This is a genomic window from Prosthecobacter sp., assembly GCF_044373815.1.
Classification (GTDB): Bacteria; Verrucomicrobiota; Verrucomicrobiia; order Verrucomicrobiales; family Verrucomicrobiaceae; genus Prosthecobacter.
On the sequence record NZ_JBIPNG010000030.1, the window covers coordinates 15,436 to 27,420 of the forward strand.

Here is an 11,985-nt window from a genome sequence, read left to right on the forward strand (position 1 = left end):
CAAGCGCATGAAGCCTTTGATCACGTTGTCCCTTGCCCTGATTGCTTTTGCCGGTGCTCTGGCTGCCCAGGAGATTCAGAAATTTGCCTCGGACATCACGAACATCACGTGGGATCTGCGCGGTACCGCGAATCTCAAGCACCTGCGATTTGACGGCGAAAAATTCAGGTCTCTCAGCAATGATGGAGAGCCGCAGAGCGCTTTCGATCACACCTTGATTGATGCGGGTGTCATTCGCTTCGATTATGGCAAATCGAAGTCAGGCTGGTATTTGGTGACGGATGATTTGAAGCAAATCATGTCGGCCTATGTGATCAAAGAGGTCACTTTCAAACCGGAAAAAAGCGGGCAGGCCAAACCCGTGAAGGATTTCCCCCAGGACGTCAAGAATGTGGTCTGGGTCGGGGAGCGTGACCATCTTCCCGCCAAGCTGCGCTGGAACGGGACCACTCTTGAGGTGGGCGTCAAAGACCCGCACTGGCAGGTGAATTTTGTGCAGCCGGTGATCGCCAACCGGCGGGCCTTGGAGTTTCAACTCGACAACAAGACGACGATCTGGCTCGTCTTCTCAGCCGATGGCTCCACGGCATGGTGGCTGACAATCACGGATGTTTATGGCGGGCACCGGTCAGGACTCTACACCGCTGACACCCAAACCCCCGGACTCAGCCCGCGGCAAAACGATCTGGCAAATCACGCCGAGGATCTGATGAAAGCGGACCACCCTATGACTGCAGCGACCCTGGTGCGGGAGCTGGAGCGCAAAAGCGCAGGTAACGCAGAAGCGCTGGGACAATTGAAAGCACGCTTCGCGCCGATCAAGCGGTAGGAGGTTTGAGGCGGGCTCTCACAGTTTCTGACTTCGCGTCATGAATGAGAAGAGCTGCTGGATCGCTTGCGCACTCCTCTCCCTGCCAAAGCAAGTGGAGATTGCCAGACGCTGTCTGGAATGCCAGAATCGGCCCCCATGAGACCGCTACACGCCGTTTTTCTTTCTCTCTTCGCTTTCGCCAGTCTTGCCAAGGGCCAACAAAAGGAATGGCCTGAGGTGGAGAAATTTGCCACCTCAATCACCAATGTGCTATGGGATCTGCGGGGCACCAACTCGCTCAAGCACCTGCGTTACGATGGAGAAAACATCTTTCCGGTGACGGGAAATGGCATGAATCAGAATCCGTACAAGGAGCATGCCTTCGTGGATGTGGGGGTGTTCCAGCTCGTTTTCAGCGATACACGGGCCGCTTGGTATTTTGTGAGCGACGACTTGAAGCTCATCACCCCGATCAACATCAGCGAAATGGTGGAGTTCAAAGCCGAAGCCGGCACAGTCATCAAGCCCGTGAAAAATTTCCCGCAGGACATTCAGAATGTCGTGTGGGTGGGCAGGAATCAGAAGGCCGAACTCAAGCTGCGCTGGAACGGGAAGGAGCTCGAAGTGGGTGCGAAGCAGGATGCGTGGATCGTGCAGAAGGTGGACGCGGTTGTGGCCAATCGGCGTGTCTTGGAAGCTGGCGGCGAAAACAATGTCTTGTTCTGGCTGGCCGTTTCTGAGGATGGCTCCGAAGCCACGTGGCTGACGGTCGACAGCATTTTCGGCGGCCATGCACGGGGGAACCCTGGCAAGGCATCCCAGACTGCCGCGACAACCGGCCTTTCCCCTCAGCTCAATGATCTGGCCAACCACGCCGAGGACTTGATGAACGGAGGAGACAAAATGCGTGCGGCGACGCTTTTGCGTGAACTGGAACGCAAAAGCGCCGACAACAAGGAAGTGCTCAAAAAACTGCAAGTCCGCTTCAAGTCTCTGAAGTGAGAGGAAGGGATAATGAATGGCGTGCGTTCAGGCTCGCCGTCGTAGATTTGGGAGTGAAGGAAATTCCTGTGAAGCAGGCATGCTTCGGGGCTTGTTGTGGACGCTGCTGGTGGAAGCTGAGTGCGGCGGAGTGCGGCGGAGTGCTGGGTTTGCTTCCTAGCTTTTGATGACACTACCCAGGGTCGCCTCGCCGAGGCTCGGCTGACCCTGGGCTGAGTCCCCAGCCCTTTCAGGGCTGAGATGAGTTCGAAAACGGTTTTGTTAAAGAGGGACTCAGTGGAAATGCGATGCGAAAGAAACTTCAAAATTCGGTGAACGGGCCTTACTTCTGATCGTAAAACGGGAAGAGCTGCTTGATCTCGGCGGCGCTGGGGCGGCGACCGTATTCGCAGACTTCAAAGGTCTCGGCGTACTTCACAGCTTTGCCTTTTTCTTCACCGTAGAGTTTGACCAGCAGGTCGCGGTACTTTTCAGCCTCGCTGCTTTGGCGGGCGCCCCAGCGGCGTTTGAGCCATGCGCGGCGGGCCACTTCATTGTCGGCAGGTGGGACGTCTTTTGCGACATATTCGGCACTGCCGCTGGCGCCGCCTTCATAGGCCTGGGAGGTGAGTTCGTGGAGGCCGTCGATTTTTTGGTCAAATGAATCGTCCACGCTGACGGCGATGTCAGGCGTGAAGGGGTAGGGCTTTTGAAAGCCGTCGCTGGAGTAAAGAAACACGGGGTTCTTTTTCAAATACGGCACGTCAGGAACTATGAAGGGGACGGTGACCATGAAGGCGGCGTCCTGGATCAGCACGCCGACATAGCGATGATCGGGATGATAGTCCCAAGGGCGGTGCGCGATGACGATGTCCGCCTTCCACTCGCGAATGACGCGGGTGATGAGCTTGCGGTTTTCCAGGGAGGGGAGCAGTTCGCCATCATGGATGTCGAGGACCTGGGAGGTCACGCCGAGTTTCTTGGCGCAGGCGGCCGCTTCTGCGGCCCGGCGCTGTGCCAGTGGCCCACCAGCTTCTTTCCAGTGGCCGATGTCGCCATTGGTGACGGACACGAGTTTTACGTGGTGGCCCATGCGGGCCCATTTCACGGCTGTGCCTGCGGTCTTGTATTCGGCATCATCGGGATGGGCACCAAAGACGATGATGCGCAGCTTGCCGTCGTTTGGATCCTCCGCGTGGAGGGTGAAGGTGGCGAGGCAGATGGCTAGGGTGAGGAGAGAGCGAATCATGGCGGCAGGAGTACGCCGCCATGACACAGACTCTCTCGGCTCAACCTTCTTCCGCCTTGGGTTCTGGCAGCATGAAGCCGACGACGAAGGCGATCACTGCCATGGCGGTGGCGATGTAACCGGCGGCCATGGCGACGTGCATGGGCTTCACGGCAAGCGCTCCGCCTGCGAGCATTGGCGCGAGCCAACTGGTGTTCAGCGTGGCCATGCAGGTGCCGATCATGCGACCGCCCACGTTGGTGGCGAAGCTGCCGCCGGTGCCGCGCAGATGCATCGGGAACACTTTAGGGAGATACTCACCGAAGTAGCTGAACTGAGCCACGGTGACGAGACCGCAGAGCGCGTAGCCCCACAAGAAGGCGTCGCCGCCGTCTTTGAAGAGGACGAAATAGGTGACCGGCAGAATGATGAGCGCGGGGATTTGGAAGACCTTGAGCAGTTTCACGCGGCTGATGCCCCAGATGAGCAGACCGGCCAGCAGCACACGACCTGCGAGGCCGCCCATCTCCTGGTGGAACTGCAGCTTGTCGCTCATCGCCTTGATTTTGATGTTCACCGGCTTCTGTTTGTCGAAGTTGGCCTTCATCTCCGCTTTCAGCGCGGCCTTGGCGGCGTCATCGAGTCCGGGAGCTTTCAGTTTGGCGCTGATCTCCATGTCGGTTTTCTTCAAGGCGGCGAGTGCCATGCCTTCAGCTTTCAACTCTGGCAGGCCCGGTGTCACGCGTGCCACGGTAACCTGCAGCGCACCAAAGGCGATGCCGTAGGCACAGGCGGAGAGAATCGTCGTTACAATCGTCACGCGGCGCAATTCAGACGAGAACAAGCCGGCGAAGCTGGGGCGCTTGAGGGTGCCGGCCAGTTTTTTGTCCTTCCACACTTTGGACTCTGGAACGAACGGCAGCATCAATGCAATGGGGATGGCAGGCAGGATGCCGGACATCAAGGTGTAACGCCATGCGCCGATGCCGGTGCTGCCAGCTGGCAGGCCCCAATGAGGCAGCGTGTCCAGGTTCTTGCTGATCCACACGCTGACCACCGTGACGAGCACACCGCCGAGCGAGGCGCAGGCCTGGGTGATGCCCAGCCATTTTTCCTTTTGATGCTTGTCGGTAAACACTTCTGCCAGCCAGGTGATGGCGGCGACGAACTCCACGCAGACGCCGATGAACGTGGTGCAGCGGAAGAAAATGAACATCGGCAGCGAAGTGGCGAAGGCGGCGCAGAACGGCGAGAAGGAGTACACAAAGATACTCGCGGCCATGATGGTCTTGCGGCCAAATTTATCGACGAGCCAGCCACCGAGGAGGCCAAACACGCCGCCGCAGACTGCTGCGATCCAAAGCAGCTTGCCAACCCATTCCGTGACGGAAGGATCGCTGGGGAGCACTTTCAGAAGTTCGGCAATGGCCGGTGCCGCCACGAGGGGCGTCATCAGCAGCTCATAGGTGTCAAACAAGAAGCCAATGCTGGCGATGATGATGATGAGCCAGTGGGTGGTGGTGAATTTGGGTGCGGGAGAGGACATGGCGGGGCGATGCTGTCAGGAGATGGGAGGCAAGTCAACGGGCGGCGTGGGCGGAATTCATCAACGGGATTGCCTGTGGGCAGACATCCTACATGTGTCGGAATTTAAGCTCGACAAATCCGACATTTGTCGGCAAACTCGCGAAATATGGCTAAAAAATCACTCCCGCCGCTGTCCGCCGCCGAGCAAGCGCTGATGGACATTCTTTGGAAAAAGCATCCGTCTAGCGTGCTGGAACTGCTGGAAGCCGTGAACCAAGGGCGCAGTGAACCCGTCACGCGGAACACGCTGCAAACGCAACTGACGCGACTGGAGGCGAAAGGATGGATCAGTCGTGATGACTCCAGCCGCAGCCACGCCTATGAGCCTGCTGTACCGGAGCAGCGTGGCCGCACGAGTGTGCTGGCGGATTTGAAGCAGCGCTTTTTTGGCGGGAGCAATCTCGCGCTCGTGCGCTGCCTGGTGGAGAGCGGTGACATCAGCGAAGAGGAGCTGGCTGAGCTTCGCAAATACGTTCGTAACAGCACGGGGAAGAAGGGTGAGGAGTCATGAATGCCGAAAGCATCGCATGCTTGAATTTCATCGTTCACAGTCTTGTGATCGGTGCCGCTGCGTGGCTGATCGTGCGCTTCATCATTCGCGATGCTCTGCGGCGGTGCATCCTGGCGAATCTGGCGGTGCTGATGTGTCTCTATAGCCCGTTTAACATCTCGATGCAGGATTTGTTTCCGCCGAAGGAGGAGGTGCCGGTATGGACGCCGATTCGGGAGACTTTCAAGGCGGACTGGCGTGTGAGTGTGGCACCCGCGAGTGTTTTCACGACCAACATCCCAACCAAGACACGGGTCTGGGATGTGAATGAGACGGTGAGGGTGCTGCGGTGGTTGTTCTGGATGGTGACTGCGGCCTTATGGATGCGTCTGCTATATCAAAGTATTCGAGTGCAGCGCTGGGCGTGGCGGCTGAGACAACCTACCTCTATCGAGTACGCCAAACTGCCGGACGACTTGAATCCAGAGTGTGTTTGCGTCTTTGACCAGGAGGGAACGCCTTGTGTGGCGGGCTGGCTTTTTCCGGTGATCGCTGTGCCTGCCTCTGCGTTTGAAAAACTCACAGCCCGGCAGTGGCGCTGGCTTCTGCGGCATGAGGGGGAGCATCTGCGCCTGCATGACACGGTGGTGGTGCTGCTGCAAAACATCGTGCGCGCATTCCTGTGGTGGAACCCTTTTGCGCATGCGCTGGTGGAGGAATATGCGCGGGCGCGTGAGGAGGCGTGCGATGCTGCGGCTGTGGGTGAGGGGCGTGATCATACGGACTATGCCGACTTTCTGCTGGCGTGGGCTGACCGATCAACGCCGCAGTTTGATGGTGTGATGGCGATTGCTTATTCGCGGCCTGCGAAAAGGCTTAAAGTGCGGCTGGTGGCGCTGATGGAGGCGCGGGGTGTGAGGAAGAAGCTGGGTGCGCTGTTTGTACTGGGGTGCTTTGTGTTTGCGGTTGTTGCACCGTTGATTGCGGCGTCGTTTGGAGTGGCTACAGCGGCGGCGCAGGAGCCTGTGAAGACCAAGGCGGATGATGGTCGAATGTACACACGGGCGTACAAGGTGGCACCGGACTTTTTGAGCATGGGGGCGACGTCGTCAGATCCATTTGCGGCAGGGAAGGCGGCAACAACTGCAGTCATCGGAAAAACCGCGCGTGAACTTTTGGAGGATCGGGGCATTCCTTTTCCAGAAGGAGCCAGTGCTCTATACAATCCAGCGGCCTCACAACTGATCGTGCGGCATCACAAGGGGGCGCTTGATCAGATCGAAGCCATCGTAGACCGGCTGAACAAGCGGACACCCCTGGTGCACTTTCAATGCAAACTGATTCAGGCAGACGGTTACTTTGAGACGCACGGAGACATTTTAAAACCTGATGAAGCCAAGGAACTATGGCGGCAGGTGTCGCAGAAGAAGGGTATTGACCTGGCAACCCTGCCAAGCACCACCGGGAAACTAGGAGCGGAGGCCATCGCTGAAGTCGCGCAGGAGGTGTTTCCGGAGAAAATAACGGAAGCGAATATCAAGCATGCCCTCAAACTTATCGGGCCGAGCATCAAGCTCAATGCCAATTCGGCGGTGAATGGCAAAGCGCTGGTATTGGCGCAAGTGGATCTGGGTGTTGATCCTGATGGATCCCATCCGTGGCTGCCGCAAAAGGGCGACAAGCCGGATTGGAACCGCGTGGAATTCTACACAGCGTCCGCACAGGCAGAACTGGCGAGCGGTGAGACTCTCGTGATGCATCTTCGAACTTCGAAAAAACATATCACTGTGCTCATTACGGCCGAAGCGCTGAATCCGACCGGGCAGAAGGCGATCAGTTTTGAGTCGACCGCGACGATGCTGCCATCAGGTGCCGGAATCGACCTGCCCGACAAAGCCGCGAACGAATGGAGCCAGCGCGTTTACCGTGTTCCTCAAGGCTTTCCAGATGACAAGCCGCCGATGGAGGTGCTCAAAGCCGCGGGCATTTCATTCGAAAAGAACGCCTCAGCGGTGCTCAGAGATGGAAAAATTACCGTGCGCAACACCAAGCCGAATCATGAGCTTATCGAGATGTGGCTTGGTGCGGTGAAGAAGCGTGTTGTCGTCAGTGTGAAGGCGGTCGAGATGAAGGAGGATTTTTTGGAGCTGATGAAAGAGTGGGTGCCGCCCCTGCCCGATGCTCCAAAGCCAGCCGTGGTCACGGACCCGACGCTATTGCTCCCTGCAGCGTCGCCACCAGCGGGAGAGATTTTGCGACAGTTCACTACGGCGGCTATCTTTTCAGCGGATCAGTTTGAGACAGTGATGAAGAAGATCGCCGTTACCCCTGTGAAGCTCGAAATTTTGAGGCTGGATGGCAAATCGAAGAAGTACATGCTGCCGGACACGATGGGTGGTCTTGAAGCGACGGTGGAATCAACGATGGGTGCAGATGGAAACACGATTGAACTCATCATCACGGTTGATGGGGTGCACAGATCCATCTCCACTGGGGTGACCATATGGGACGGGCAGACAGTCGTCTTGGGCGCGCAGCCCTCAGATCATTTGACAAGGTTTCTATTCATTACCGCGAACATGGTGGAAGAAGAGAAGAAAAAGTGAAATCAGGTTTTGCCGCCGGTGTGCGCCGCCTTCATCATGCGGCACCATGATGCACGACCTTACCTCCGCGCCTGCCACTGATCCGATCAACATCTACCGCTATCGTGACTGCCTCTATGGGGCTGACATGGTCACGGCGGCGTTGAGCGTGGATTTCTTCACGTGGTTGTCGGCGAATCCGTCTTCGCTGGCGGGCATCTGTGGGCACTTTGGTTTCACGGAGCGGCCGACGGATACGATGATGACGTTGTTTGCGGCGAATGGCTGGGTGAAGAATGTGGGCGGGGTGTTTCAGGCGACGGAGGTGACGCGTGAATTTTTATGCGCGGGGCCGGTGTGGGAAGTGAGGCCTTACTTTGCCTCGCTACATGATCGACCCATTGCGCGCGACTTTCTGGAAGTGCTGAGGACTGACAAGCCGGCGGGCTGGAGTGGTGACAAGGCGGCGTTTGACTGGCACAAGGCGATGGAGCAGGAGGACTTTGCGCGGAAATTCACGGCGGCGATGGACTGCCGCGGGGTGCTGCTCTCGCAGGCTTTGGCGAAGAAGCTGGATCTCACTGGCCGAAGCTGTCTGCTGGACATTGGTGCGGGTTCGGGCGTTTACGGTTGTGCGATCACGGCGCAGCACAGGCACATGAAGGCCATCGTGTACGATCAGGCTCCGGTGGATCGCATTGCGGGAAAGTTGATCGAAGAACGTGGGTGTGCGGAGCGCGTGAGCGTGGCGACGGGCAACATGTTTGATGGAATGCCTGCGGGCTGCGATGTGCATCTTTTCTCCAACGTGCTGCATGACTGGGGTGTGCCGGAAGTGAAGAAGCTGCTGGCGGTTTCACATGCAGCGCTGCCGGCGGGAGGACTGCTCATCATTCATGATGCGTTTATCAACGCGGACAAAACCGGACCGCTGCATGTGGCTGAGTATTCATGCCTGCTCATGCATTCCACGCAGGGGAAATGCTACAGCACGAGCGAGTATGCCGAGCTGCTGGATGAAGCGGGATTCACACCGGGTGAGTATCATGACACGGCAGTGGCGCGTGGATTCATGACTGCGATCCGGCGTTAAAAATTAAATTGTGCAAATAAACCGGGTTGTCGTATCGTCTTAGAGTTCGCTTATGAAATTCTTCACTCTGCTTTCCATCCTCGCTCTCACTGCATCCGCCAGTGCTGCGACCACACTCACCATGACCGGCGTGCACAACTGCTGCGGCAGCTGCGCCAAGGGCATCACCAAGGCTGGCAGCATCGGCGAAGGTGTCACCATCGATGTGCCTGACAAGAGCACCACGGTGACGATCACCTCGAAGAAGAAGGGGGATGCCATGAAAGCCGCGGAGGCGATCATCGCTGCAGGATACTTCGGCAAGATTGAAGGCGGTGAACCTTCCAAGTCCGCAAGCAAATCAACGGCGAGCACGAAGCCGGAAGCGAAGATGACCAAGGCCACAGTTTCCGGTGTGCACCTCTGCTGCAAGAAGTGTGAAGTCGCCGCTGCTGATGCGGTGAAGACTGTTTCAGGCATCACGAAGAGCGACATCGTCGCGAAGGCCACTTCATTCACTGTCGAAGGCGAGTTCACGAAATCCGAACTGACCGCCGCCCTCAATGCCGCTGGCTTCGCCGGCGTCATCAAATAACTACCGCAACCAACAACGAGCGGGGCCGGGGTTTGCGAAAGCAGCCCCGGCTTTCTTTTTGTCTGTGAGAGAGGACTGAAGCGGGCAACCGAGACGGTTGCGCTACGCTGCAGAACAGAGCAACCGAGACGGTTGCTCTACACCCTCGCCAGTTCGGTTTAGACAAGGGACTTGACGATTGGGTGGGGGATATGGTTTTATTCCGGATATGAACCAGAGAACTCTATGGGTGTTTATCATCGGATTGATTAGTGCCAGTCTTGATGTTGCAGGGCAGCAGCCGGATAAAGCTGCGAAGGAGAAGATGGAGAAAAAATATCCGTCTCTGCATATCCAGGCCAAAGTCGGCAAGCGAAACACTCCAGTCCCAGGATCGTCCTACATGATGACGATGACCATGACCCCGGAGATTGTCATCGAGAGTGCCAAAACTCAGCCCATGGCTGCGGCTTCAGCCACCTTCCTGCTGGTGACCATGGAGACGTCGGCCAAATACGCACGCGGCCAAGAAGAGCTCATCATTGCGACTTCAGAGACGCAGGGAATCCCTGCGGTGGCCAAAGGCTCGCGTCGCAGCATTGAATTCAAAGCTTTGTCGACGCGCTATGATTCGGACCGTGACAGCAGCAATGTCGGCGGGCAGGAGTATAAGTATTACATCATGGCCGTGTTTGCCGATGACAATCAGTTCCTGCATTTTGAGACCAACTGCCCTGAGCTTTCGAGACATCTCCAAGCCCATCCGGAGCTGCGGGTGAAGTTTCTTGGGATGAAGCCGAGGGAGACGTTCCGGACGAATTTCAAGTGATCACAAGGCCGCGCGGAGGATCGCTGTCAGCTCTTCATGCGTGAGGGAGACCGGGTTGGCTTTCATGCTGCTGGCGGCGGCGGCTTTGTGGGCGATTTCGTTGAGATCGGTGTCTTGAATGCCCCACTGGCTGAGTTTGGGGATTTGAAGGCGCGCGCTAAGGGCGTGGAGGTAGGACACGGCATTGCCACCGAGCATGGAATCGATTTGGTCGAACTTGGTGCGGTCTGCCACGCGTGTGGAGTTGGCTTCCCAGACGGGGGCTAGGAGGGCGGCGCAAACGGCACCATGAGGTGCGTGAAACATGCCGCCGATGGGGGCGGCGAAGCCGTGGACGGCGCCGAGACCGGCGTTGGCGAGGGCGATGCCGCTGTTGAGTGCGCAAAGGGCCATGTCTTCACGGGCTTCGAGGTCGTGGCCGTTTTGAAAGGCGCGTTCGAGGGAGCGAATGGCGCGCTGGATGCCATCAAGGCAGAGGGCGTCGGTCATGGGCTGAGCACGGGAGCAGACGAAGGCTTCGAGGCATTGGGTGAGAGCATCCATGCCGCTGGCGGCGGTGACGGATGGCGGAACATCGGCGGCGAGTTCGGGATCGATCAAGGCGATGCGCGGCAACATGGAGATGTGGCGCAGGCTGGCTTTGACGCGGTGCTCGGTGCTGGCGATGACGGCGTTGCGCGTGGCTTCGGCTCCGGTGCCGGCGGTGGTGGGGGCGGCGATGTAGGGGAGGGGGGCGGCGTCCAATGGTTTGCCTTCGCCGATGACTTCGATGTAGCGTAGCAACTCCCCGGGCTGTGTACACATGGCAGAGATGGCTTTGCCAGCATCGACCACGCTGCCGCCGCCGATGGCGACGATGACATCCGCGCCAAGTTGTTTGGCGAGGGCGACGCCGGTTTGGATGTCATCAACGGTGGGTTCGCCGCTGATGGAGTGAACGCCGACGTAAGGCAGGCGGCCTTCCCATTGCTGAGGGCGGCTGCCGGTGATGAGGAGGGTGCGCTGGCCGAAGCTGCGGCACAAATCGGGCAACTCGCGGAAGACGCCACGGCCGAAGATGATGCGCTGGGCGGTGGCGAATTCGAAGCTGTTCATTCTGATTGCCGGACGATGTCTGGTAGTGGCGCGGAGTTTAAGGCTGCGGCGGAGCGGTCTCGGTATCGGAATACCGAGCTACAACTAGAGCGTATCGCGACTCAGGGTCATAACGCATTCGAGATGCTTCGTTTGCGGGAAGAGATCGAAGGGCTGCACGGTGCCGAGTTTGAAGCCGGCTTCGGTGAAGAGCACGAGATCGCGCATCTGGGTGGCGGGATTGCACGAGATGTAGACGACGCCTTTGGGATTGAAGGCGAAGAGCTGCTGCAAGAACTCGGGGCTGCTACCGGCGCGCGGTGGATCGATGATCACCACGGTGTCGGCTCCGGCATGCGGGACGTCCTTGAAAACGTGCTGGGCATCGGCTGCGATGAAGCGGCAGTTGGTGAGGGAATTGATCTCGGCGTTGTGCGCGGCTTTTTTGACGGCGGTTTCGGAGATCTCGACGCCTATGACACTCTCGAAGTCGCGCGCGGCGCTGATGGCGAAGAGGCCGCTGCCGCAGTAGGCATCGACAAGATGCTTTGCGCCGGTGGCTTTGGCTTCATCGATGGCGTGGCGGACGAACTTGGGCAGGATGAAGGGATTGTTCTGAAAGAAGTCGCCGGCCTGAAACTCGAAGCGGACGCCGTCCACGGTTTCGATCGCGATTTCATCGGGGCGGGTGAGGACGCCGTTATCGGCGGCACGCATGAGCAGGGTGGCGCCGTTTTTGAATTCGGCGGAGTTT

At 58.1% G+C, this 11,985-nt stretch carries 12 protein-coding genes; 7 read left to right on the forward strand and 5 right to left on the reverse strand.

Translation table 11 applies throughout. From position 1 onward, the window contains the following. The first annotated feature begins 7 nt into the window (after positions 1 to 7). Together ACIREA_RS04460 and ACIREA_RS04465 are read left to right on the forward strand one after the other, a co-directional pair. Positions 8 to 829 carry a hypothetical protein gene (locus ACIREA_RS04460; RefSeq protein WP_397380961.1) on the forward strand — a complete coding sequence of 274 codons (822 nt, stop codon included), beginning with the start codon at positions 8 to 10 and terminating at the stop codon, positions 827 to 829. Between the two features lie 138 nt (positions 830 to 967). Further along, positions 968 to 1,813, forward strand: coding sequence for a hypothetical protein (locus ACIREA_RS04465; RefSeq protein ID WP_397380963.1), 846 nt, complete (start codon positions 968 to 970; stop codon positions 1,811 to 1,813). 322 nt (positions 1,814 to 2,135) lie between these two features. Here the strand turns inward: ACIREA_RS04465 and ACIREA_RS04470 are convergent, their stop codons facing one another. Both ACIREA_RS04470 and ACIREA_RS04475 read right to left on the reverse strand, forming a co-directional pair. Next, positions 2,136 to 3,041: a PIG-L deacetylase family protein gene (locus tag ACIREA_RS04470; RefSeq protein ID WP_397380965.1), complete on the reverse strand. Its 906-nt coding sequence runs from the start codon at positions 3,039 to 3,041 to the stop codon at positions 2,136 to 2,138. A gap of 40 nt (positions 3,042 to 3,081) precedes the next feature. After that, positions 3,082 to 4,566 (reverse strand): MFS transporter, encoded by a 1,485-nt coding sequence (locus tag ACIREA_RS04475; protein WP_397380967.1) that lies wholly within the window; start codon positions 4,564 to 4,566, stop codon positions 3,082 to 3,084. Positions 4,567 to 4,713: 147 nt separating this feature from the next. On the opposite strand from ACIREA_RS04475, the gene ACIREA_RS04480 reads away from it, so the two are divergent. Continuing rightward, entirely contained in the window at positions 4,714 to 5,118 is a 405-nt protein-coding gene (locus ACIREA_RS04480; protein WP_397380969.1) for a BlaI/MecI/CopY family transcriptional regulator, read from the forward strand. A gap of 139 nt (positions 5,119 to 5,257) precedes the next feature. On the opposite strand, the gene ACIREA_RS04485 is transcribed toward ACIREA_RS04480, so the two are convergent. Next, entirely contained in the window at positions 5,258 to 5,386 is a 129-nt protein-coding gene (locus ACIREA_RS04485) for a hypothetical protein (RefSeq protein ID WP_397380983.1), read from the reverse strand. 34 nt (positions 5,387 to 5,420) lie between these two features. On the opposite strand from ACIREA_RS04485, the gene ACIREA_RS04490 reads away from it, so the two are divergent. The 4 genes from ACIREA_RS04490 to ACIREA_RS04505 all read left to right on the forward strand — a co-directional run bounded on the left by ACIREA_RS04490 (position 5,421) and on the right by ACIREA_RS04505 (position 10,157). Then, positions 5,421 to 7,703, forward strand: a complete 2,283-nt coding sequence (locus ACIREA_RS04490; RefSeq protein WP_397380981.1) for a M56 family metallopeptidase — start codon at positions 5,421 to 5,423, stop codon at positions 7,701 to 7,703. Positions 7,704 to 7,749: 46 nt separating this feature from the next. Beyond that, positions 7,750 to 8,775, forward strand: coding sequence for a methyltransferase (locus tag ACIREA_RS04495; RefSeq protein WP_397380971.1), 1,026 nt, complete (start codon positions 7,750 to 7,752; stop codon positions 8,773 to 8,775). 52 nt (positions 8,776 to 8,827) lie between these two features. Then, positions 8,828 to 9,349, forward strand: coding sequence for a hypothetical protein (locus ACIREA_RS04500; protein ID WP_397380973.1), 522 nt, complete (start codon positions 8,828 to 8,830; stop codon positions 9,347 to 9,349). A gap of 208 nt (positions 9,350 to 9,557) precedes the next feature. Then, on the forward strand, positions 9,558 to 10,157 hold the full coding sequence (locus tag ACIREA_RS04505; RefSeq protein WP_397380975.1) for a hypothetical protein: 600 nt from the start codon (positions 9,558 to 9,560) through the stop codon (positions 10,155 to 10,157). Here the strand turns inward: ACIREA_RS04505 and ACIREA_RS04510 are convergent, their stop codons facing one another. Then, a complete protein-coding gene (locus ACIREA_RS04510) occupies positions 10,158 to 11,252 on the reverse strand; it encodes an iron-containing alcohol dehydrogenase (protein ID WP_397380977.1) in 1,095 nt (364 codons plus the stop codon). An 84-nt stretch (positions 11,253 to 11,336) separates the two neighbouring features. Beyond that, on the reverse strand, positions 11,337 to 11,985 hold a 649-nt coding region (locus ACIREA_RS04515), incomplete at its 5' end, for a class I SAM-dependent RNA methyltransferase (protein ID WP_397380979.1).

What these genes read in the sequence shown, in the direction of transcription:
- ACIREA_RS04480 (WP_397380969.1), top strand. Translation starts at nt 4,714, where the DNA reads ATGGCTAAAAAATCACTCCCGCCGCTGTCCGCCGCCGAGCAAGCGCTG.
- ACIREA_RS04505 (WP_397380975.1), top strand. Translation starts at nt 9,558, where the DNA reads ATGAACCAGAGAACTCTATGGGTGTTTATCATCGGATTGATTAGTGCC.
- ACIREA_RS04460 (WP_397380961.1), top strand. Translation starts at nt 8, where the DNA reads ATGAAGCCTTTGATCACGTTGTCCCTTGCCCTGATTGCTTTTGCCGGT.
- ACIREA_RS04475 (WP_397380967.1), bottom strand. Translation starts at nt 4,566, where the DNA reads ATGTCCTCTCCCGCACCCAAATTCACCACCACCCACTGGCTCATCATC.
- ACIREA_RS04470 (WP_397380965.1), bottom strand. Translation starts at nt 3,041, where the DNA reads ATGATTCGCTCTCTCCTCACCCTAGCCATCTGCCTCGCCACCTTCACC.
- ACIREA_RS04510 (WP_397380977.1), bottom strand. Translation starts at nt 11,252, where the DNA reads ATGAACAGCTTCGAATTCGCCACCGCCCAGCGCATCATCTTCGGCCGT.
- ACIREA_RS04500 (WP_397380973.1), top strand. Translation starts at nt 8,828, where the DNA reads ATGAAATTCTTCACTCTGCTTTCCATCCTCGCTCTCACTGCATCCGCC.
- ACIREA_RS04465 (WP_397380963.1), top strand. Translation starts at nt 968, where the DNA reads ATGAGACCGCTACACGCCGTTTTTCTTTCTCTCTTCGCTTTCGCCAGT.
- ACIREA_RS04495 (WP_397380971.1), top strand. Translation starts at nt 7,750, where the DNA reads ATGATGCACGACCTTACCTCCGCGCCTGCCACTGATCCGATCAACATC.